The 21,652-nt window shown below is 70.3% G+C and carries 15 protein-coding genes; 6 read left to right on the plus strand and 9 right to left on the minus strand.

Going from position 1 to position 21,652, the window contains the following annotated elements; genetic code table 11:
* Positions 1-202 precede the first annotated feature (202 nt).
* The 3 genes from ACLJQF_RS40485 to ACLJQF_RS40495 are packed head-to-tail and all read right to left on the minus strand — an operon-like array spanning position 203 to position 2,888.
* A complete protein-coding gene (locus tag ACLJQF_RS40485; protein WP_410615596.1) occupies positions 203-688 on the minus strand; it encodes a hypothetical protein in 486 nt (161 codons plus the stop codon).
* Complete coding sequence (locus ACLJQF_RS40490; RefSeq protein WP_410615597.1) at positions 685-1,260, minus strand: RNA polymerase sigma factor; 576 nt, start codon at positions 1,258-1,260, stop codon at positions 685-687. The genes ACLJQF_RS40485 and ACLJQF_RS40490 overlap by 4 nt, the downstream gene beginning before the upstream one ends.
* The gene (locus tag ACLJQF_RS40495) at positions 1,257-2,888 is read right to left on the minus strand and encodes a S8 family serine peptidase (protein ID WP_410615598.1); all 1,632 of its coding nucleotides are present in this window, start codon (positions 2,886-2,888) and stop codon (positions 1,257-1,259) included. Before ACLJQF_RS40495 ends, ACLJQF_RS40490 begins: the two co-directional genes overlap by 4 nt.
* A 198-nt stretch (positions 2,889-3,086) precedes the next feature.
* Here ACLJQF_RS40495 and ACLJQF_RS40500 point away from each other — a divergent pair, with 198 nt between their 5' ends.
* Positions 3,087-6,224, plus strand: coding sequence for a SpvB/TcaC N-terminal domain-containing protein (locus ACLJQF_RS40500; RefSeq protein ID WP_410615599.1), 3,138 nt, complete (start codon positions 3,087-3,089; stop codon positions 6,222-6,224).
* On the opposite strand, the gene sigJ is transcribed toward ACLJQF_RS40500, so the two are convergent.
* On the minus strand, positions 6,193-7,074 hold the full coding sequence (sigJ, locus tag ACLJQF_RS40505) for an RNA polymerase sigma factor SigJ (RefSeq protein ID WP_410615600.1): 882 nt from the start codon (positions 7,072-7,074) through the stop codon (positions 6,193-6,195). The genes ACLJQF_RS40500 and sigJ overlap by 32 nt on opposite strands.
* Positions 7,075-7,406: 332 nt before the next feature.
* Here sigJ and ACLJQF_RS40510 point away from each other — a divergent pair, with 332 nt between their 5' ends.
* Complete coding sequence (locus ACLJQF_RS40510; RefSeq protein WP_410615601.1) at positions 7,407-8,288, plus strand: hypothetical protein; 882 nt, start codon at positions 7,407-7,409, stop codon at positions 8,286-8,288.
* 594 nt (positions 8,289-8,882) lie between these two features.
* A complete protein-coding gene (locus ACLJQF_RS40515) occupies positions 8,883-11,687 on the plus strand; it encodes an alpha-L-fucosidase (protein ID WP_410615602.1) in 2,805 nt (934 codons plus the stop codon).
* A 58-nt stretch (positions 11,688-11,745) separates the two neighbouring features.
* Here the strand turns inward: ACLJQF_RS40515 and ACLJQF_RS40520 are convergent, their stop codons facing one another.
* Entirely contained in the window at positions 11,746-12,402 is a 657-nt protein-coding gene (locus tag ACLJQF_RS40520) for a hypothetical protein (RefSeq protein ID WP_410615603.1), read from the minus strand.
* A gap of 77 nt (positions 12,403-12,479) precedes the next feature.
* On the opposite strand from ACLJQF_RS40520, the gene ACLJQF_RS40525 reads away from it, so the two are divergent.
* On the plus strand, positions 12,480-13,643 hold the full coding sequence (locus ACLJQF_RS40525; protein WP_410615604.1) for a DUF2716 domain-containing protein: 1,164 nt from the start codon (positions 12,480-12,482) through the stop codon (positions 13,641-13,643).
* Here ACLJQF_RS40525 and ACLJQF_RS40530 read toward each other — a convergent pair.
* Positions 13,632-14,864: a peptidase S8 gene (locus ACLJQF_RS40530; RefSeq protein ID WP_410615605.1), complete on the minus strand. Its 1,233-nt coding sequence runs from the start codon at positions 14,862-14,864 to the stop codon at positions 13,632-13,634. The two genes, ACLJQF_RS40525 and ACLJQF_RS40530, sit on opposite strands and share 12 nt — an antisense overlap.
* 266 nt (positions 14,865-15,130) lie before the next feature.
* Here ACLJQF_RS40530 and ACLJQF_RS40535 point away from each other — a divergent pair, with 266 nt between their 5' ends.
* Complete coding sequence (locus ACLJQF_RS40535; RefSeq protein WP_410615606.1) at positions 15,131-17,455, plus strand: chitobiase/beta-hexosaminidase C-terminal domain-containing protein; 2,325 nt, start codon at positions 15,131-15,133, stop codon at positions 17,453-17,455.
* Positions 17,456-17,563: 108 nt separating this feature from the next.
* Here ACLJQF_RS40535 and ACLJQF_RS40540 read toward each other — a convergent pair whose 3' ends face one another.
* Complete coding sequence (locus tag ACLJQF_RS40540; RefSeq protein WP_410615607.1) at positions 17,564-18,559, minus strand: erythromycin esterase family protein; 996 nt, start codon at positions 18,557-18,559, stop codon at positions 17,564-17,566.
* 29 nt (positions 18,560-18,588) lie between these two features.
* On the opposite strand from ACLJQF_RS40540, the gene ACLJQF_RS40545 reads away from it, so the two are divergent.
* Positions 18,589-19,278, plus strand: coding sequence for a MerR family transcriptional regulator (locus tag ACLJQF_RS40545; protein WP_410615608.1), 690 nt, complete (start codon positions 18,589-18,591; stop codon positions 19,276-19,278).
* On the opposite strand, the gene ACLJQF_RS40550 is transcribed toward ACLJQF_RS40545, so the two are convergent.
* Positions 19,267-20,109: an ion transporter gene (locus ACLJQF_RS40550; RefSeq protein ID WP_410615609.1), complete on the minus strand. Its 843-nt coding sequence runs from the start codon at positions 20,107-20,109 to the stop codon at positions 19,267-19,269. The two genes, ACLJQF_RS40545 and ACLJQF_RS40550, sit on opposite strands and share 12 nt — an antisense overlap.
* Positions 20,110-20,293: 184 nt before the next feature.
* The gene (locus tag ACLJQF_RS40555) at positions 20,294-21,277 is read right to left on the minus strand and encodes a hypothetical protein (protein WP_410615610.1); all 984 of its coding nucleotides are present in this window, start codon (positions 21,275-21,277) and stop codon (positions 20,294-20,296) included.
* Positions 21,278-21,652: the final 375 nt, after the last annotated feature.

Here is a 21,652-nt window from a genome sequence, read left to right on the forward strand (position 1 = left end):
CTCTCAGGCGGCTCCCAGCGTCAGACTGAATGACGGCCTCGACCCAGCGCCAAGGACACACGACGTCACGCAAGCGACCAGACACGATTTTCACCCCAGCACGGACGTCCCGCCAGGGACACCGACACTGAATGACTCATTCAGGACGTCCGAGGTCCTGAATGAGTCATTCAAGACCTTGCCGAGCCTGTCCGGCCCGCGCTCAGAGTTCGATGGCCGGCGTGCTCACCGTCCTCGCTCGGCCGGCCGTGCGCACCAGCACCTGGACCATTCCGTGCGGCACGCCGCTGACGGCGAACCGGCCCTCCGCGTCCGACGTCGTCGTGAGCGGGCCGGTCGCCGTGCGGACCTCGATCGGGTGCTCGGCCGGTGGGGTGAGCCAGCCGTCCAGCCGGATCGTTCCCCCGGACTCCGGGCTCACGTTCACCATGATCGTCAGGCTCTCGCTGTCGAACGTGATGAGCCTGCCCTGTTCGGCGGCACTGCGCGCATCCGCGAGCTGCTCCTGCTCGCGGATGCGCATCACCTCCAGGTCGACGTCCTCCAGCCGGATCGCGAACCGGATCTGGTCCACCAGCGTGGCGGGCATCGGGTCGGCGTCTTCCCACAGCTCGCGCACGCCGGCCAGCAGCCGGAAGTCGAGCTCGTCCAAGGGCTCGTTCGCGCCTGGTGGTTCGACGGTGGTCACAGCCAATCTCCTTCGCCGTTGGCGAGTAGCTGCTCGCGCAGGCGCGCGAGACAGCGTCCCCTGGTCGGGCCGATACTCCCCCTCGGCATACCCAGCCGGGCGCCGACTTCGGCGTAGTCCGGCCGGTGCACGAACGCCACGATCCGCAGCAGGCTGCGGCAGCGTTCGGGCAGGTTGTCCACCGCGCGCCACAGCCGCACGCGCTGCTCCTCACGCAGCACCCCCTCCTCGGGTGCCGGCGAAGCTTCGGTCAGCCGTTCCGGAAGTTCCGGCAGCGGCCGTTCGACCTGGCGCTTTTCCCCCGTGCGCCAGGCCTCCCGTTTGGTGACGGTGATCAGCCAGCCGGTCAGCGCGACCGGCGAGCGGATTTCCGCGAACGACCCCAGCAGCCGCAGCCACGTCGTCTGCACGACGTCGGCCGCCTGGTCGACGTCGAGGCCCTGGTCACGCGCCACCTGCCAGAGCAACGGCGTGAGCAGGGAAACCAGCTCGTCCAGCGCCGCGCGGTCGCCCTCCCGCGCGGCGTCGAACAGGGTCGCCACGCGAGCGTGGTCGGTCTTGGCCACGTTCACAGCGAGCCCAGCGCGGTCCAGGCGCGTTTGACGACGGTTTCGCGGTCGACCGTGGCCAGATCCCCGGACTGCAGCAGCGCCTTGCCGAGCTCGGCGGCGGCGAGCGGCGCGGCGAACGACGTCCCGTCCCAGACCGCGAAGCCGGCGCTGTAGTCGTCGGGGTCGAAGGAGTTGCGGCCGAAGCCCGGCACCTCGTGGTCGGCGGCCGCGGTGCCGCGGACGTCGGTCGGGTACGTGCTGACGACGCCGGCGCCGGTCGCCCAGCAGTGCACCCACGGGCCTTCGTTGGAGAACAGTGCCTTGCTCGTGGTGACGTCGGGGTTGAGCGCCCCGACGCTGATCACCTGCGGGCCGCAGCCGGCGCCGAGCGGCTGGTCGGCGAAGGCCGCCGGGTAGAACCGGCGCGTGGTGGCGTCGTTGCCCGCGGCGGCGACGACGAGCACGCCGAGGCCGAGCAGCTCCGCGATCACCGAACCGAACTGGCCGGTGAAGGCGACGTCCGCCGGGTCCTCCACGTAGTAGCCCATCGAGATCGAGACGACGTCCACCATGTCCTGCGGGCGGTTGTTCGCCTGCGCGTTCCGGACGCGGTCGGCGAGCAGGTGCAGCGCGAGCAGCACGTCGGCTTCGTACGCGACGCCGTCGCTGTGCACGACACGGATCGCGAGGGTGTCGGCCTCCGGGCAGGCCTGCCGGACGATCCCGGCGATGAACAGGCCGTGCCCGGTGTCGGTGTCGACGTCGCCGATCAGCGGCTGGCCGGTCGTCGGCGCGTCCCAGTAGTCGGTCAGCAGCTGGGTGGGCACGGTCGTGGCGGAGGCGAGCTGGGCCTGCAGGATCGCGGCCTGGATGTCCGGGTCGACGGCGAGCCCCGAGCCGGCCGGCGGCGGGCCGGAGCGGTCGGCCAGCCCGAACCACGGGTGCGGGCCGATACCGGTGTCGAGCACGGCGATCACCGGCCGCCGGTGGGCGGGCTTCCGGTTGCGGTAGGGCGGGGCCGCGGCCAGCGTCACCGGGATCCGGTTGGCGCCGTGGGTGCGGCCGTACGAGCTGCCCGCGCCGAATCCGCTGGTCTCCCACGGCGTGCCGCCGAGGCCGCTGGTCTCCCACGGGACCCCGCCGAACACCGGCGTCGTGAACAGCAGGTGCTCGACGGACATCTCCCGGACGACGTCCGGGTCCAGCTCGGGCCGCTCGCCCGAAGCGGCGGACCGCAGCAGTTGCAGCGCCTTCCAGCAGTCGACGATCACCGGGTCGGCGTCTTCGCGGACGCGCAACAGGGCGCGGACGGGCAGGTCGTCGAGCTGCCGGACGCGGGCGGCCTCCTTGGTGTCGCCGTCGCGGCCGGCCGCCGTGGCGAACAGGCCGATGCGGGCGAGGACGCGGTTGATCGCGGCCAGCGTCTGCTGGTCGCGGAGGTACCGCTGCGGGACGAGGAACGCGCCCGGCCGGTACACCGTCGTGCGCGGGGCCGGCTGCCCGGCCGCGACGACGGCCGTCGCCGGGTCGAGCACCCGGGCACCGTGCCGGTCCAGCAACTGCCTTGGCGGGGCCGGGAGCTCGTTGAGCGTGCTCGCGTCCTCCACCGCTGCTTCCGCGGTCTCGTCCCGTTCGAACCTGACGACCATCGGGTCCACCCTCCTGCTGCCTCTGCCCCCGTCACTGATCACCAACGGCACCCGGGAAAGACCGGTGGGCCGCCATTGGGATACGACACTGAGATCACGAATGCGTAACGACGGCGGCAAACGGGTGAGGACGTATCTGGCGCCCCCGGCTCACCCACTTGGCCTCCGGAAGTCACGGATCCAGTCGGGGAGATCACCATGGTTGTGCTCGGGACGAGCACGCACGAAGCCGTCTTCACACCGGAACCGGCGACCGGCGGCGGCTGCTTCACGGTGCCACTCGACCTACCGCCCGGTCCCGGCGGCAGCGCACCCGCGCTCGCGCTGCGCTACGCGACCGGCGTGCCGAACGGCCCGTTCGGCGGCGGGTTCACGCTCCCGCTGCCGCACGTCGGGCCGGCCGACGGCCACCCTCCGTCCAGTGCGGCGGGCCGGCTCGTCCGCCGCGGCGACGGCTTCGTGCTCACCACCCGATCGGGTCTCCGGCACTTCCTCGGGCCGGGCGACGCCGCCACCTGGTACCTCGACCGGACCGAGGACGCGTTCGGCGCGACCGCGACGTTCGACTGGGCGCACCACAGCGGCCAGGCCTACCTCACGCGCGTCTCCTACGGCCCGTACGAAGTGGAGTTCAGCTACGAGCCGCGGCCGGACGTGCTGCGCCGGGGCCGTGGCGGCACGCTCGTCACGACGGCGCTGCGGTGCGCGCGGATCGACCTGCGGGTGCCCGCCTCGACGCGGCCGCTCGTCCGCCGGTGGACCCTCGGCTACGACGCCGACGACGTCACCGGCGCGTCCCTGCTGACATCGGTGGCGCTCACCGGCTTCGACGTGCACGGCGCCGAAACCGCGGCTCCGGTCGTGCGCCTGGCCTACGCCTCCCCGGAAGCCCCGGCGCCGCGGCGGGTCCAGCTGGCCGCGCGGGCGCGATCGGGCGGCGGGGTGACCGTGCTCGACGCGGTGCCGTACCACTCCTTCGAAGACCCGCCCCGCACCGGACGGCTGAGCGAAATCGACAACGGGATGGGGCTGCGGACCGCGATCGAGTACGCGACCGTCGAATCGATGCCGGTGGTCCGGCGGGTCTCGCTGCGCGAGTCGGTCACCGGCCACGTGGGCGTGACGGAGTTCGAGTACCACGACAGCCGGCCACCCGGCTTCGGCCGCGTCGTCCAGGACGACCTCGGCGACGAGTACGCGCCGACCCTGCGGACCGTGCGCTGGTTCGGCGGTGAGGGGCTCCTGGCCAAGGAGGAGACCTACGGCCTCGACGGTTCACCGGCGGCGGACCGGCCGTACCGCCGCGTCGAACACCTCCGCCGTCCACAGTGGACCCGCTCGGTGACGACGGAGTTCGAACGCCGGGAGACGCCGGTTTCGGTCACCACGAAGGAGACGGCGTTCGACTCGGCCGGGAACCCGATCCGGGAGGTGGAGACGACCGAGCGGCCCGGCCGCGAGCCGGTCGTGCGCGAGACCCGGACGAAGTACGCGGCCGATCCCGACCACCGGTTCGCCGCGCTCCCGGCCCGGGTGCGAGAGCTGGACGGCACCGGAAAAGTGTTGTCCGACAAGATCTTCCGGTACGACGAAGAGCCCGACGGCGTCGCCGGTTCGCACGGCCACCGCACCGCGCGGGAGGAGCTGGTGCTCACCGACGCGCTCGTCGCCGACGTCTACGGCGCGCACCCACCCGACCTGCGCCACCACGGCTACCACCGCCGTCCCGGCGAAGAAGGCTGGTGGATCACGACGTTCCACGGGCGGCTGGACACCGTCGCCGGGCTGCGCACCACGACGACCGATCCGCTCGGCCACACCCGGGAGGTCCGGTATTCGGCGGACCGCTGCTTCCCCGAGGTGGCCACGGACCCGCTGGGGAACGTGACGATCACGCGCCACGACGTCCGCACGGCACAGGTCTGCGAGGTGACCGATCCGGCGGGCGCGGTGACCACGCTGACCCACGACCCGCTGGGCCGGCCCGAAACGGTCGTGCGGCCGGGTGACTCGGCGGACCTGCCGACCGTCCGGTACCGCCACGACGGCACCCGCGTCACCACCGAGCAGCGGGCGGTGTCCGGTGAGGCGGAGGTGCTGGTGACGGCGGAACTGCGCGACGGCGCCGGGCGGCTGCTGGAGCGGCGGCACGCGGAACTGCTCGGCGACGTCGTCGACGAGCACCACGAGTACTGCGCGCGCGGCCTGGTGTGCCGGACGAGCCGGGCGTTCCGGGACGGCGATCCCCTGCCACCGCCCACCGAGTTCCGCTACGACGCCCTCGGCCGCCCGGTGCTCGCCGACGTTCGTGAAGGCCACCTTGAGGAAGTTAAAGTTCGTGAAGGCCACCTTGAGGAAGTTAAAGTTCGTGAAGGTGGCCTTCACGACCTGCTCGGGCGGGAGGTGCGCGGCGAGGACGGCGCCGTGCACGTCCGGGACGCGGCCGGGAACGTCGTCGAGTCGCGGAGCGCGGGCGGGCGCACGGTGTTCCGGATCCGCGACGCGGCCGGCCGGGTGGTCGCGGTGCTGGTCGACGACCCGCGCGGCACGCCGATCATCACCTTCACCCACCACGACGGCGGGCTCGCGGTGCCGCTCGGCGCCGGGCCGCACAGCTGCGGACGGCTGGTGCGCGTCACCGACGAATGCGGCGTGACCCAGTTCGGCTACGACGCGCTCGGCCGGCCGGCGGAGAAGCGCTGGCGCCCGGCGCACGTCGCCGTCGAGTACCGGCTCGACGTGACCCGCCGGGCCGACGGGCGGGTGTCGGAGGTGGCCTACCCCGACGCCGGCGACGGGCGGCTGACCGTGCACCACCAGTACGACGAGGTCGGCAGGCTGGTCAGCGTGCCCGGCTTCGTCGACGCCGTCGACCACGACCTGAGCGGCCGCCGCACCGCGGTGCACTACACGAACGGCGTCAGCGAGCACTGGGCCGACGGGCGGCACGTGCTCACCGGCCCGAACGGGCTGGTGCGCGACATCGAGCCCGGGCCTGCCGCGGAGACGCCGTCCGGCAGCGAGATCCGGGACGCGTTCGGCCGGCTGCGCGGGGTCCACGGCGACGACGGCGTCAACGCGTTGTACAGCTACGACCACACCGGCCGCCGCGTCCGCACCCTGGTCACCAACGGCGCGCACATCCACGAAGTCCTGACCCCGGACGACCACTACACCATCGAAGACGGCGAACTGGTGGTCGTGGTGGCGGGCATGGTGCGGCGCTACGCGGACGGCCGCACCCGTTACCTGCACTTCGACGACGCCGGCGAGATCGCCCTGATGACGGACGAGCAGGGCGCGGTCAGTCCAGCACGGCCAGGTCCAGCCGGCTGAGGCGGTCCGGGTCGGCGAGGATGTCGATCTCGACGATCCGGCCGCCCGCGACCGTGAAGCCCAGCACCGAGAACGGCCGGCCTTCGCGCGTCGCGACCACGCCCGCCGCACCGTTGACCAGCGCCCGGTGCACCACGCCGCCGCCGGCGCCGAGCCGGGAGAAGGTCAGCGCCTGGTTCGCCACCGCCGCCGCGCCACGGACCTCGGTCGAGCCGCCCTGCGCCGGGCCGCGGTCGGCGCGCAGCACGACGTCGGAGTCGAGGACCGAGACGAGCGCGTCGAAGTCACCACCGCGGGCGGCCGCCAGGAAGGCGTCGACGACTTCGCGCTGGCGGGCGAGGTCCGGGTCCGGCGCGACCGGAGCACCCTGGACCCGCCGCCGGGCACGGCTGGCCAGCTGCCGGGTCGCCGCCTCGGACCGGCCGACGACCGAGGCGATCTCCTCGAAGGGCATCGCGAACATGTCCCGCAGCACGAACGCCAGCCGCTCGGCCGGGGTGAGCGTGTCGAGCACGACCAGCAGCGCGAGACCGACCGAGTCCGCCAGCAGCACCTCGTGCTCGGGGCCGGCGTCCTCGCGGCTGACGATCGGGTCGGGCACCAGGGCTTCCCACGGCTCCTCGCGCCGGGCCTTCCGGGAGCGCAGCATGTCGAGGCAGACCCGCCCGACGACGGTGGTGAGCCACCCGGCCAGGTTTTCGACGGCCGCGGTGTCGCTCCGGCTCAGCTTCAGCCACGCTTCCTGGACGGCGTCCTCGGCCTCGGTCACCGAACCCAGCATCCGGTAGGCGACGGATCGCAGGTGGTGGCGGTGGGTCTCGAAGCTGCGGGCGAGGAGCTCATCGTTCACTGGGTTCGTCCTTTCGCGGGTGCGATCACCACCCTGACGAACACGGCCGCGCGTTTGTGACAGACCTCCGAGACCGGTGTCCACTTCTTGACCTGTTTCACAGCAAACGGAACTCCAGTGTGAATGAGGTTCGACGCTTCTCCGGCACGAGTGGATAACGGCTCGGAGAAGCTCCCGAGGGTTACCAAAAGCCGTCAAGGCTATTTGGAACTTCACCCTGTTGCACTAGCTGACACGGTCTGACCTGGCCTTAATCTGATGATCGACGCAAAGGTCGACAGCAGACCCGGCGTCGCTCGCTCGTTTCGGTCGCACGGAAGGAGGCGGGGCGTATGTTGAAGAGCTTCGTCTCCTGGCTCGATTCATATACTGCTCAGCGCGGCGCATCAGGCGTGATCGGCAGCCTTGTCGGATTGCTGGGTTTCGCGGGCCTATTGGGAACACTGTTCGGCAGTCAAATGGTCCGCGCGGGCGCGTTCCTGACGGCGGGCCTGCTCATGATCGTCGGGATCCTGGTCGTCTTGGCGAACAACCGGCGCTTGCGGCGGGACTATGCCGTGTACCGGGATCTGCTCGCCCAGTACTGCGATTTCATCATCGACCACCGGCCCGAGCCGTTGGTGCTGGTGAACGACTGGGACCAGACGGTGTTCATCCACCGGAACGGCGACGTGCGCGAGAGGCTGATCATCAAGGCCGTGGCGCTGCGCGAAGAAGTCCACTTCATCAGGTTCTATGCCGGCAGCCAATGGGACCAGCCGGAGAAGTACCGGGACAAGGTCCGGATCAACGCCCGTAGCCTGAAGGTGAACGGCAAGCCCGGGCCGCACTGGAACGTCACCAAATCCTGGTTGAACAACAAGGAGATGGCGATGATCGTTCACCTCCACGCACCCTTCCGACAGGGCGAGGAGATCCGTCTCGACATAGAGCGATTCTGGCCGAAGAAGTGCAAGCCGATCATGTGCGACGGGGTTGCCGAGGATTTCCACTTCCACTCGGGCAAGGTCCTGCAGATCGACAAGGTGACTCACCGAGTCGTCTTCCCCGGCGAATTCACCGTCTCTTACGATGCCATCGGGTTCCAGGACGACCAACCGAGCGGCACCTTCATCACATCGGACACCGACGCCGACGGCCGCACGGTCATCACGCTGCACATCGACCACGTGCCCACTGACGCCACGTACGGCATGAAGCTGGACTTGGGGTAGCCCGTCCAGAGGCGGCGCGGACTACCCCACGGCAGTCAGTCGCCGCCTTCGGAACCGCCCATGGGAAGAGTCACCTTCGTGTCACGTGCAGGGCTCACGTCCACCCGGGAATGGGCGAACGATGAGTTGCGGGGATATGGATTGTCGTGCGCCGCGGGGCAAGAAGCCCGAGTTGCGGCACGCGGCGACGCTAGCGCAAAGTCGGCCGGAGTGTCCACAATGAACACTGAGCGTCGAACTTTCGAGTGATCTTGCCCGGAAGGCATAAAGCTCCGGCGCACACCTCTGGTCAGGCGCTTCGCGCGAACCTGCCCACCGTCGGCAACACTGGGTGCGCATGCCGCAACTGTGCGCATTCGCCGACCGGTAATCGCCCCTCCAGCACAACAGTGCATCGACACCTCCCGGATCGACTACACCCGTGTGTCGCCCAGACTGGGCGGTTGGTTACAACTCACACCGAGAGCTCCGGAACTCTTCACCAAGAGTGGGTACGTGACAGATCAGACGACTGTGTGCCGATGAGCGGAATCTTCCCTTGACGTACGATATATGAGGAACGAATCATCGGATCTCTCCGGACGAGGAGGTCCTTTGAGAATCCGACTGCTTGCCTGCCTCGCCGCCGCCGTCGCGCTGGTGGCGAGCCTGGTCAGTCCCGCGAACGCCGAGTTGTACCATCCGCGCCAGGACTGGCTGCGGGCCTCGACGGCCGGGCTGTTCCTGCACTGGGGCATGTTCACCGCGCCGCGGCACACCGACTGCGCCGCCTGGGAGCGCGACGTCACCGGCGGCGGCTGGACGCCCGACTACTGGATCGACGAGGCCAAGAAGCTGGGCGCGTCCTACGTCGTCCTCACCACCTTCCACAGCCGGCTGGGCTACGCGCGGCCGTGGCCTTCGAAGATCCCCGGCAGCTGCTCGACGCAGCGCGACTTCCTCGGCGAGCTGATCGCCGCGGGTCAGGCCAAGGGCGTGCGCGTCATGCTCTACATGACCGACGATCCCCAGTGGCACAACGAAACCGGCCACGAGTCCCTCGACTCGGCCGCCTACTCCGCGTACAAGGGCAAGCCGGTCGACCTGACCACCCGCCCGGGCTTCGGCGAGTACAGCTACGACCTGTTCGACGAGGTCATGGACCGCTACTCCGGCCTCGCCGGCTTCTGGATCGACAACGACAACGAGTACTGGGAGCAGCACGGGCTCTACGAGCGCATCCGCGAGAAGCGGCCGTCCTGGTTGCTGAGCAACAACAACGAGGACACGCCGATCATGGACACGGTCAGCAACGAGCAGAAGACCGGCATGACACCGTCGTACGACTACCCGCAGGCCGTCTACACGCCGATGCCGCGGCTCACCGAGGCGGACTACAAGCTGCCGACCAACGGCGACTGGTGGTACAGCGGCGGCGACCAGGCCGTCGACTTCCGGCTCTCCACCGGCCGCTACATCACGAACGCGGGCTCGTCGATCAAGTCGCTGATGGCCGAAACCGCCATGCTCAACGGCAAGTTCCCGCCGCAGCAGGAGGCGTTCAACAACTTCATGGCGTCCTGGACGCAGCCGATCCGCGAATCGCTGGAAGGCACCGAGGGCGGCGGGTACATGTACGGCGGCCTGCAGCCCGGCTTCTGGAACGACGGCGCGCACGGCGTGATCACCGTTCGTCCCGGCGCCAAAACACAGTACGTGCACGTCGTCACGCGGCCGTCGACGAACCTGGTCCGGCTGCGGGACAACGGCTACCGCGTCACCGGCGTGTCCGACCTGCGCACCGGGAAGCCGATGCGCTTCGCGCAGTCCGGCGGCTATCTGTCCATTCTGGACGTCCAGAACTGGGACACCTACGACACGGTGTTCAAAGTGGACTCCGCCGGGCAGCAGTACTTCTACGACAAGAGCACGATCAAGGCCACCGCGTCCGCGAACGGGGCAACGGCGGCGAACCTCGTCGACGGCAGCTACCTGAACTACTGGGACGCGGGCGGTCAGCTCCCGGTTTCCGTGACGCTGGACCTGGGCCGGAAGCGGTCGACGGCCTACCTCGCGGTACATGAGCGCGAGTCGTCGCCGACGTCCGCGCGGGAGTCGTTCGGCCGCGCCGAGGATTCCGCGCGGATCAAGGACTACCGCGTCCACGCCAGCGACGACGGGCAGAGCTGGCGCACGGTGCGCACCGGCGCCCTGCCCAGCAACCGCGGCGTCCAGTTCATCGACGTCGGCGAGGTGCACGCGCGGTACCTGAAACTCGAGGTGCTGAACACGTGGTCCGGGCCGCAGGCCAAACCGTACTACCGGCAGCTGGCGCTCGACGAGATCGACGTCGCCTACGGCTACCCCGACCCGCGCGGCGAGGTGCCGCTGGAAGCGGAGTCGTGGCGCAACGGCTTCGAGGGCAAAGCGACGCCGGTGTGGTGCGAGGCGTGCTCGGGTACGAACGCGGTGACCGGCCTCGACCGGGGCGCGGTCGTCTTCCGTGACGTCCAGGCCACGGGTCCGTCCCGGCTGCAGCTGGACACCACGGGGCCGGGCACGCTCTCGGTGAGCGTCAACGGCGCGGCGCCGATCGCGGTCACCACGCCGGGGGCGATCCCGGTGCCGCTGACCGCCGGCGCCAACACGATCAAGGTCTCCGGGACGGCGGACCTCGACCGGATCGCGGTGGCGCCGATGCCACCCGAGTCGTACACGCCGAAGACGACGTTGACGGTGAAGCCCGCCGGTGTGCAATGGGTTTCGCCCGGTCAGCAGTCCCTGCGGATCGAGGCGTCGCTGCGCCTCGACGTCGACGACCCGATCGACGCCGTGTCGCTGGCGCCGGTGGTCCCGGCGGGCTGGACGGTCACGGGCGACCCGGCGACGACGTCCGCACTGGGGCTCGGCCAGGTGCTGAGTGGGTCGTGGACGGTCACCGCACCGGCGGCCCAGGACGTGAGCATCCCGGTGACGGCGTCGTTCCGGACGCTCGGGCGCGCGAAGTCCGTCAGCAAGCCGGTGCAGGTCAAGCCGCGGCCCGCGGACCGGGTGTTCATGCGCGAGGCCGAGGATTCGGCCAACGACATCGGCGACGCCGGCGTCACCAACTGTTCGCCGTGCTCGGGCGGGCAGAAGGTGCGCAACATCGGGCCTGGTGCGGCGGTCACGTTCCCCGGCGTGACGGTGCCCGCGGCGGGCCAGTACACCTTGTACCTGGACTTCACCGTCAACGGCGACCGGTCGTACTTCGTGTCGGTGAACGGCGGCACGCCGGTGGAGGTCAAGGTCAGCGGGGCCGGGAACAACACCCCGTACACCACCTCGGTCCCGGTGCCGCTGACCGCGGGCGCCAATACGATCCGGATCGGCAACGACCGCGCCGGGGCCCCGGATCTGGACCGGATTTCAGTGGGTTAGCTGTGTCGATGGTTGCCAATCCGACCACAGCCACGGCCTAATGGCTTTGTAGCAACGGTTACGTGCCAAGTGGGGCTCGGCCTGCTTTTGGTCGGCTTGTCAACTCCCGCAGCACCCGGGCCGCGTCGACGTCGACGGCGCGGCCCGGGTCCCCACCCGGCGCACTCCACGCGACGGACACCCACAGCTCGGCGTAGTCGCCGCGGTCCACGCGCGGCAGCCGCCAGGTGAGCCGGCCCCCGGTCCGCTCGACGACGTCCCCGCCGACCAGCCGCGACCAGTACGGCGGCACGTGCTGCCCGGCCAGCGAACACCGCCGCAGCAGCTCGGCCCCGGGGCCGCCGACGCTCACCACGGCGTCGGCGGTCTCGGCGGTGAAGGCGCTTTCCCAGACGCGCTCTTCCTCCGGCGCGCCGGTCAGCTCGGCCTGGACGACGAACTCGCCGACGTCTTCGCGGGCGAGCACCCGGAGGATGGTGGTCTCGCGGGTCACGCCGGACAGCCCGGACGCGGTGGTCCCGCCCAGCACGTCGAGCCGCGCGGAGTCGGATCGCCACCGGCACAGCCGCGCCCCGGACGCGAGGCCCCACGTCAGCTCGGGTCTCGCGGGCACGTCCCAGTCCCCGACGCGGACGGCGAACCGCACGTCCCCGAGCGGGGTGACGACGTCGAGCGCCCGCGGAGCCGTCCGCGAGAGGACTTCGGTGTCCACCATGGACACATCCTTACCCCGCGGGCCGACCGGCGAAAACGCGCTGCACGAACGTCACCCGACCGGGGATGATCGGTCTCGTGAACGACGCACTGAACCGCCGGTCGCAGCTCCCACCCGTGGGCGCGGTGATCGAGCGCGACGGCCCGGTGGTACGAACCCACTACGGCACCCACGGCGAGGTGAGTCACGGGCCGCTGCCCGAGGGCGACCTCGAAGCGCTGGTGTTCCGGCAGGTCGAGGCCTTCGCGCAGCGCACCGAGCCGGTGGTCTGGCCGGTGTACGGCGACGCCCGGCTCGCCGAGATCCTGGTCGCCGCAGGCTTCGCGGCGGAGCCGGAACGTGCGGTGCTCAGCTGTCCGATCGGGACGGACACCACGGCGCTCCCCGTGGTCGGCCACGACTGGGCCGGGCACCAGCGGGTTGCGGAACTGGCCGCGAAGACCGGCCCGCACCACCGCCCGTTCCCGGAGTTCCTCGCCGACGCCGCCCACCTGCGCCGATCGGCCGAGGTCGTCCTCGACGGCGATCGCGCCGCCTGGCTGGAAGAACTCGGGGAGTTCATGGTGGTCGGCGGGGTCACCGACCCCGGCTTCGCCACCAGGCTCGTCGCCCACGACTGGCGGCTCGCCGGACCGCACCGGGACGTGCGGTTCCTGCTCGCGGAAGCCACCGGCGACCTGCGGGCTGCCTTCGAAGCGGCCGGCATGCGGGCGATCACCGCGGTCACCCGCTACCACCTGCCATCACCCGGCGAACCCGCGCGGACCCGGCCGGTCCGGCGGCTGTTGGCGGAGCCGGAGCACCACGACATCTGGGCGCGCTTCTCCGGGGAGTTCGCCTTCCGGCCCGGCACCCGGGCGTTCCCCGGCATCACCGAACCACCCGGCTCGGCGACCTGGCACGTCGGCGACCTCGACGACCCACAGCTGGACGCGCTGTCCGACATCGTCCACAAGGGACTCCGCGAGTCCGTCGAGCCGGGCGAGGAGCTGTACTGGCTCGACTGGCACCACGTCGGCTACCGCTTCGACCCCGCGCGGGTCGACGGCACCGGACCTCGCTGGCCCGGCGCCGTCTTCCCGGACGGGGATTACCACAGCTACCTGACCCGAGACCTCCGCCTGGGCACTTTCGGGCACCCGTGGGAGGAGACGGTCTGCGTCTTCGGCGACCTGCTCACCCGGATCGACCCGGAACTGACCGCGGCGCTCGGCAACCCGATCCGCCGCTCAGAACCCTGACGTCCCGTTCGGCGTGCCGAGCCCGGTCGGCCCGTCGTAGCCGGCGCCCGCGGTGCACAGGTACGTCCCGCCGCAGCTGCCGTTCGAGCCCGACGTCACGTCGTACAGCCCGCCGGTGTGCGCGTACGGGTACGAACCCGACGTCACCGAGTTGCCCGCCAGCGCGTACACGCTCGCGATCACCGGGGACGACAGGCTCGTGCCGCCGACCTGCACCCAGCCGTCCGCGCCCTGGGCCAGGCCCAGCGACAGCAGGAAGTCGCACCACGACGAGCTGCCGCAGCTGTTGTACGTGTCGTACACGCCGAGCCCGGTGGCCGGGTCCGCGACCGCCGAGACGTCCGCGACCGTCCGCTTCGCGCAGGCTGTGTCGTGCTGCCAGGACGGTTTCGCCTCCAGGGTCGAACACCCGCTGCCGCTGCCGTTCCACGCCGTTTCGGTCCAGCCGCGGGTGGTGGTCGCCGCCTTCTTCAGCGTCGTGCCGCCGACCGCCGTGACGTACGGCGAGGAGGCCGGCCAGCTGACGCCGTAGCCGGAGTCGCCCGAGGAGGCCGTGACCGCGATGCCCGGGTGGTTCAGGTGCGCGTCCGCGGCGAGGATCGTCGAGTCCTCGGCGCCGCCGTAGCTGTTGGAGATCGCCACCACGCCCGGTGTCGCCGCGGCCGTGTCGACCGCCGTCATCAGCGGGTCGGTGTCCGGGGTGTTCGCTTCGACCAGCAGGATGTGGCAGTCCGGGCAGGTCGCCGACACCGCGTCGAGGTCGAGGCTGATCTCCTCGGCCCAGCCGTAGTCGGGCGCGGGCAGCGGGCTCGCCGCGCCGTTCTGGTTGACCTTCTTGAAGCAGCCGTTGGCCGTCGTGCACGGCGAAAGTCCGCGCGCCGACCGGAACTTGGCCAGGTCGGCCTCCGCGGTCGGCGCGTCCTGAGCGTCCACAATGGCCACCGTGCGGCCGTTCGCGTGCAGTCCGCCGAGGTTGTACGCGGCTTGGATCTCGGCCGGTCCGTAGCCGACCGGCGTCGAGACGACCAGCGGGCCGTTGCCCTTCGGCGACCGGATCGCCTTGCCGAGGCAGTGGAACTTGCCGGAGGTGGCGCAGCCGAAGTTGACGATGCCGCCGCTCTGCAGCGACGCGGCTTCGGCGGTCGAGGTCGTGGCCACCGTCAGCGGAGCCGCGATCAGGGAGAGGACGACGAGGGACCGGAACACCCGTGGAGACGCCATGGCCTACTCCTCGGTAGGGGACGAGGTGGCAGCGGATCGTCGCATGTCACCCGGTCGAGGTCACCCGTCGGAAGAATGTTTCTCGGTTCAGTCATTCGCCCACCGTGGCCGCAATCCGACGAAGAGTGACGAACCGGCTCACCCGTTTGCGTATTGGTCCAGACAAGTGTTATCAAAAAGTGATCGAAGCCTCGCTGAGTGGGAGCTACTTTGTTGCGACTGGCAACAAATACCTCGTGGATCCCCAACGGCGGAGGTGTCACGGCGTGAACCGGACCTTGGACAAGTTACGACGACGCGGCCCGGGCCTCGCGCTCGTCGCCTCGGCAGTGCTGGTGGCAGCCGGGCTGAGCGCCCCGGCCGCGCTGGCCGCGGACGACTACACCCAGAGCGTCACCCAGCCCAGCGCCAGTCAGGTGCAGATCAGCTTCACCCCGACGACCCCGGCGCTGTACGTGGACGTCCACTACACCGGCGTCCCCGGCGTCGGCCAGCAGAACGTCCGGATGACCAACGGCTCCGGCACCTGGCGGGCCGGAGTCAACGGCCTGAGCAGCGGAAACGTCCTCGACTACTGGTTCACCTACGAGAAGAGCGGCCCGCAGTACGATACCCCGCACTTCAGCTACACCGTCGGCGGCGGCACGTCGACGGTCGCGGCGCCGACGTTCAGCCCGCCCGGCGGCACGTACTCGTCCGCCCAGACGGTGACGATCAGCAGCGCCACCTCCGGTGCGACCATCCGGTACACCGTGGACGGCTCGACGCCCACCGCGTCCTCGACGCTCTACAGTGGACCGATCAGCGTCCCGGACTCCCGCACGGTCAACGCGATCGCGCTGAAGTCCGGCTCGACGACGTCCCCGGTGTCGAGCGCGACCTACACGATCGGCACCCAGGCGGGCTGCCCGGCGCAGTCCGACACCCCGAACTTCGGTTCGAACGTGCGGATCTTCGACCCGGGCATGCCGGCGGCGACGATCCAGGCGCAGCTGGACACGGACTTCGCCAACCAGAAGGACACGCTGACCGCGCAGATGGCGGACCGGCGGGTCGCGCACCTGTTCAAGCCGGGTACCTACAACAACGTGCACGACAACGTCGGCTTCTACACCTCGGTGGCCGGGCTCGGCCAGAACCCCGGGGACGTGCTGATCAACGGTGACGTCACCGTCGACGCCTTCAACGCCTCCGACAACGGCGTCGCGCTGCAGAACTTCTGGCGCTCGGCGGAGAACATGGCGGTCAACCCGTCCGGCGGCAACGAGCGCTGGGCGGTGGCGCAGGCCGCGCCGTTCCGCCGGATGGACGTCCGCGGCGGGCTGCAGCTGTACCCGGCGAGCTACGGCTTTGCCAGCGGCGGCTACATCGCCGACACGAAGGTGGCCGGCCAGGCCGCGTCGGTCTCGCAGCAGCAGTGGTACACCCGCGACTCGCAGCTCGGCAGCTGGAACGGCGGCGTCTGGAACATGGTCTTCTCCGGTACCGGCGGCGCGCCGGCGAACACGTTCCCGAACCCGCCGGAGACCACGCTGGCGACCACCCCGGTCTCCCGCGACGTGCCCTACCTCTACGTCGACGGCACCGGCAAGTACCGCGTCTTCCTGCCGTCCCTGCGCACGAACGCGTCCGGCCCGAGCTGGGCGAACGGCAGCACCCCGGGTACGTCGGCGCCGATGAGCCAGTTCTACGTCGTCAAGTCCGGTGACACGGCCGCCTCGATCAACAACGCCCTCGCCGCGGGCTGCAACCTGTTCTTCACGCCGGGCGTCTACCACCTCAACCAGACCCTCAACGTGACCAAGGCGAACACCACCATCCTCGGCATCGGCTACCCGACGCTGGTGCCCGACAACGGCGTCAACGCGATGCAGGTGTCCGATGTGGACGGCGTCCGGCTCAAGGGCCTGCTCTTCGACGCGGGCACGACGAACTCGCAGGCGCTGCTGACGGTCGGCCAGTCCGGCTCGTCGGCGTCGCACGCGTCGAACCCGACGACGGTCCAGGACGTGTTCTTCCGGATCGGCGGTGCGATCGCGGGCAAGGCGACGAACAGCCTGATCGTCAACAGCGCGAACACGATCATCGACCACATCTGGGCGTGGCGCGCCGACCACGGCAACGCGGGCACGTACGGCTGGAACACCAACACGGCCGACACCGGGCTCGTCGTCAACGGCGTGAACGTGCTGGCCACCGGCCTGTTCGTCGAGCACTACCAGAAGTACCAGGTGATCTGGAACGGCCAGGGCGGCCGGACGATTTTCTTCCAGAACGAGATGCCCTACGACGTGCCGAACCAGGCGTCGTGGAACGCGCCATCGGGCGTCGCCGGGTATGCCGCGTACAAGGTCGCGTCGAACGTGACGTCCCATGAGGCTTGGGGACTCGGGAGTTACTGCTTCTTCGACACGAACCCGGCGGTGTCCAGCTACCACGCGTTCGAGGTGCCGAACAACTCCGGCGTGCGGTTCCACAGCCTGCTGACGGTGTCGCTCAACTACCGCGGCACGATCACGCACGTCATCAACGACACCGGCGGCGTGACACCTTCGGGCACGGTGCCGGTCAACCTGGTCAGCTACCCGTAACCCCCGAGCGCCCCAAGGCGGCCTTGGTTGCGTCTGACGCACCGAAGGCCGCCTTGGGTGCGTCAGACGCACCGAAGGCCACATTGGGGCGCTTGGGGCCCGCCGCGGTCAGGCGATGTGCCACACCGCGGCGGCGCCGTCGAGCACGTCGGCGTCGAGGCCGAAGTAGCCGCGTTCGGGTTTGGTGTCGGTGCGCTTGCGACCGGCCGGGAGGTCGGCGGTCAGTTTCCAGGTCTTCGTGCCGTGCTGCAGCAGGCCTTCGTAGGTGTCCGGCGCCGGCTCGCCGAGGCCGATCGCTTCGCTGTGGCCGAGGCTGCCGGCGATGAAGGCGTACCGCTCGCCGAGCAGTGCTCCGACGATCGCGCCCGTGCCCGACCCCGAGCGTTGCAGGTGGCCGTTGTGTGCGAACACCAGCGTCGGGCCGCGGCGGGCCTCGATGGCCCGGATGTCGAGGAGGTTCTCGGCCATGAGCACCGCGCGCATCCCCGCCAGCCGCGCGATCCGCGTGTCGCGGTCACCGGGCCGGGCCGACGCCGCGTGGTAGCGCAGCAGGCCGCGGCCGGCGGTGGCGTTGGCCTGGGCCCGCCACCAAGCCGTGTCCAGCCGCGGTGCCTGGGCGTGCAGGGCGACGAGCAGGTCGTCGGCAATGACCCGCAGTTCACGGGCTTCCGCGGCGGCCCCGGGCGACCGGTCCGGGTCGAGGATCGCCTCGGACCGGCTCCACCGCTCGTCGTCGCCGGTCAGCGCGGCGATGTCGGCGTCGAAGCCCAGGTAGTCGCGGACGTGCTCGAGGTAGGTGCGCGGGCTGGGGGCGCTGAACATCTCGGCCGGGGCGTCGAAGCCGTGGCAGGCCAGCGGTTCTTCGGCGGTCTCGTTGTACTCGCGCAGCCAGTCGAGCAGCTGCCGGTTGGCGGCCACTTCGCCCAGGTCGTGCGAGAAGCCGCCGTCGAGGGCGGCGACGCGGTCGGTCTCCAGCGCGATCGACCGGAAGCCGTGCTCGGCGAGCTGGGCGAAGAGGTCGTTGCGGAGCCGTGCGCAGGCCGGCTCGAAGTGCGTCGGCTCGCCCAGCGCGAGCAGTTCGGCGGTGAAGTCGGTGACGTCCATGTGGTTGAATCGTATCCTTGAAGACTCGGTTGAGACCTGCGGACCTCGCCCGCGAGCACGGTATCTCCACGCAGGCGGTCCGCAACTACGAACAGGACGGCTTCCTCCCGCCGGCCGCGCGCACCCCGAGCGGCTACCGGGTTTACACGGAGGCGCACGCGAGAGCACTCCGGGCGTTCCTGGCGCTGGTCCCGGCCTACGGGCACGCGACAGCCGGCGGCATCATGCACGCCGTCAACGACGGCGACCTCGCCCGCGCGCTGACCCTCGTCGACCGCGGCCACGAGCAGCTGCTCCGGGACCGCGAAACCCTCAACACGGTCCGCACCGCGATCGGGTCGCTGACCACCGGGACGGCACCCGGACCGGCCACCACCGGCTGGTCGATCGGCGAACTCGCGCACCGGCTCGGCGTCACCGCGGCGACCGTGCGCGCCTGGGAACGCGCGGACATCCTGCGCCCCGAGCGCGACCGGGCGACCGGCTACCGGGTCTTCCGGGCGGCCGACATCCGGGACGCGGAACTCGCCCACCTGCTCCGCCGGGGCGGCTACCCGCTGGCCCACATCGCGACGGTGGTCGCGCAGGTCCGCACCGCGGGCGGCACGGACTCACTGGCCGAGGCGCTCGCGACCTGGCGGGACCGGCTGACCGCCCGTGGCCTGGCGATGCTCGACGCGGCCGCCCTGCTCAGCGCGTACCTGGCCTCACGGTCGTGAACCCGGGTGCAGCCGGTCGTACTCGTGCGCGGCGGCGCGCTGGGTGCGCACCGGCAGCGCCTTTTCCTCGTTTTCGTCGTCGATCTCGTTGAGCCCGAGCTGCACGGCCAGCCGGATCTGCTCGCGGTTGTCGCGGACCACGGCGGAGAAGAAGTCGTCGATCCGCGGGTCGAGGAGGACTTCGAGCAGCACGCGGAACGAGGTGTCGACGCAGGCCCGCACGATCTCGTCGTGGAACGGCAGCCGCTTGAGCTTCCCGAGCTGCGGGTCCGCGGCGATCTTCTCGGCGATGATCGAGCGCAGCTCGTCCTTGTGCGCCCCGAGCGACTTGGCCAGGTTTTCCGGGTAGTTGCCGGTTTCCAGCACCTTGACGACCTCGTCGAGCACCGCGACGGTGATCGGCTTCTTGATCGCCTTCACGATCGGTTCGGAGAGCTTGTCGACGAGCCGGTAGGTGAACTGCTCGCCGACGGCCCGGTCCGCGGCTCGTCCGATCCGCACCAGCAGCAGCACGACGCTGACGAACTTGTGCGCGGTCATCGCGGGGTGCGCGACCGGGATCATGGCGAACAGCTCGTACCAGTTGCGCACGAGGAACTTCCTGGCCCACCGCCGTTTCCGCCACCGCAACAAGAACTCGAGCAGGAAGATCCCGCAGATCCCGCAGTCGACGTAGAAGATGATGAGCCCGACGTCCCGCGCGGGCGGGCTGAGCACCATGAACCCCAGCAACCCGACCGACCCGGCGGCGAGCACGAGCATGATCCAGTCGTCGGCGCGCACGTTCCCGGGCAGCACCCCGCTGTTGAGCTCGGGTTCAGTGGTGACCATGCCCGATGATGGCACGGACGCGGCTGATCAGCCGGTCCGGACGGCGCTCGAAGTGTCGTGTTTTTGTCGCGTCGCAGCTCCGCCCGATACGGCATCGTGGACACCGGCGGTCACGGCGAGGAGGAGCATGGAGCGCACACCGCACCGCCGGTTCGCTCCGGCTCCCGGGGAAGCGGCTGGCGGTTCAAGAAGCGGGCTGCCAGCCCACCCCGTAGGACCTCGCCGGCCGCAGGTCGCGGAAGCCGGTGTGGACCTCGCCCGCGTTGTCGAGGAAGAGCGGCTTGCGCGCGGTCAGCGGATCCTGGGCGTCCTTGGAGAACTCGCCGTCGATGCGCCAGACGCGCTGCGGTGGCTGCCGCCGGTCGAACCGGACGTTGAGGTCGAAGCTCTGGCACGGGAACTCCGGCGTGCAGCAGTAGAACGGCGACGGCAGCTCGTCGACCCGGATGCGGAAGAAGAACTCGTGCTCGTCGCCCGCGTCCAGCGGCTGCGGCGGGCGCAGGCTGAAGGCGACCCGGGACGAGCTGACCATCCGCACGGAATGCACTTCGCCGCCGGCGACGACGTCGATGCCGAAATCCGAAAGGTCCGGCTGGCCGGTGGTGCTGGCCGGGCGGGCCAGCGAGATCGCGTGCTCGACGTCGGCGAGGCCGGCCACGTGACTGACCACCCGGCGCGTCTCGAAGACCTCGGCGGCGGCCACCCCCGTCAAGGTCAGCCGGACCGCCAGTGCCGACGTGTGCCACGGGCCGTCGTCGCTGATGGCGGACACCCCGTACGGCGACGGGTCCCCGTACGCGGCCTCGGCGATCAGGTAGATGACGTCATCGGCGCGGCGCTGCATCGTGCGGACGTTCCGGTCGGCTCCCGTGCCCAGCAGTGCGAGGCGCTGGGTGTAGCGCTCGTTCGCGCCGGTGCCGAAGCCCAGCACGATCCGCGCCGTCCGCCGGTGCGATTCGGACAGGCTTTCGATCAACCGGCGAAGCGTTTCGACCACCTTGCCGCGAACCGTTCCCGGGGTGTCGTCTTCCTGGACACCGCACACTTCGCGCAACTGTTCCCCGATGAGCGCAGGCAGGTTCTTCGCTTGGATGCCGAGCCCCTTGCGAAGCAGTTTCAACTCCGCTGAGAGCGCGTTGATCTTCGCTTCGGCCGCCTTCTGAGCCAAGCCGTCACCTCCGTCTTGGTCGTTGCGTGGAAGTCTACCCACCTTCGCGGCACTCCACGACGCCGTCGCCTGTTTCCGTTGTTTCCGGATCCGGGAAACCGTGCAGGTCAGCGATTTCCTTTGAGAGGCAACGGGAAACGTCTGTCGCCGGACAATTCGCCGGGTCAAGCTTGGTGTGCCGGAATCCTTCGGCAACCAAGTAAGTCGCCGCTGAATTGACCGCGGCGACGGCGATCCGGAAAGGGGAACGCGATGCACACGCACCTCGTCATCGTGCTCGGCCAGCTGGTCTCCCTGCTGGGCTGACCAGCACGTCGCCGGCGGGCCCGGGCCGCCGGCAGACCTTCCCCCCGTTCGCTGATTACAGGATGATCG

Origin of the sequence: Amycolatopsis sp. lyj-109 (genome assembly GCF_046548995.1) — a bacterium.
Classification (GTDB): Bacteria; Actinomycetota; Actinomycetes; order Mycobacteriales; family Pseudonocardiaceae; genus Amycolatopsis.

Bases quoted from the DNA above. Each gene is read 5' to 3' on its own strand.
- ACLJQF_RS40500 (WP_410615599.1), top strand. From the start codon at position 3,087: ATGGTTGTGCTCGGGACGAGCACGCACGAAGCCGTCTTCACACCGGAA.
- ACLJQF_RS40510 (WP_410615601.1), top strand. From the start codon at position 7,407: ATGTTGAAGAGCTTCGTCTCCTGGCTCGATTCATATACTGCTCAGCGC.
- ACLJQF_RS40540 (WP_410615607.1), bottom strand. From the start codon at position 18,559: ATGGACGTCACCGACTTCACCGCCGAACTGCTCGCGCTGGGCGAGCCG.
- ACLJQF_RS40550 (WP_410615609.1), bottom strand. From the start codon at position 20,109: ATGGTCACCACTGAACCCGAGCTCAACAGCGGGGTGCTGCCCGGGAAC.
- ACLJQF_RS40530 (WP_410615605.1), bottom strand. From the start codon at position 14,864: ATGGCGTCTCCACGGGTGTTCCGGTCCCTCGTCGTCCTCTCCCTGATC.
- ACLJQF_RS40495 (WP_410615598.1), bottom strand. From the start codon at position 2,888: ATGGTCGTCAGGTTCGAACGGGACGAGACCGCGGAAGCAGCGGTGGAG.
- ACLJQF_RS40520 (WP_410615603.1), bottom strand. From the start codon at position 12,402: ATGGTGGACACCGAAGTCCTCTCGCGGACGGCTCCGCGGGCGCTCGAC.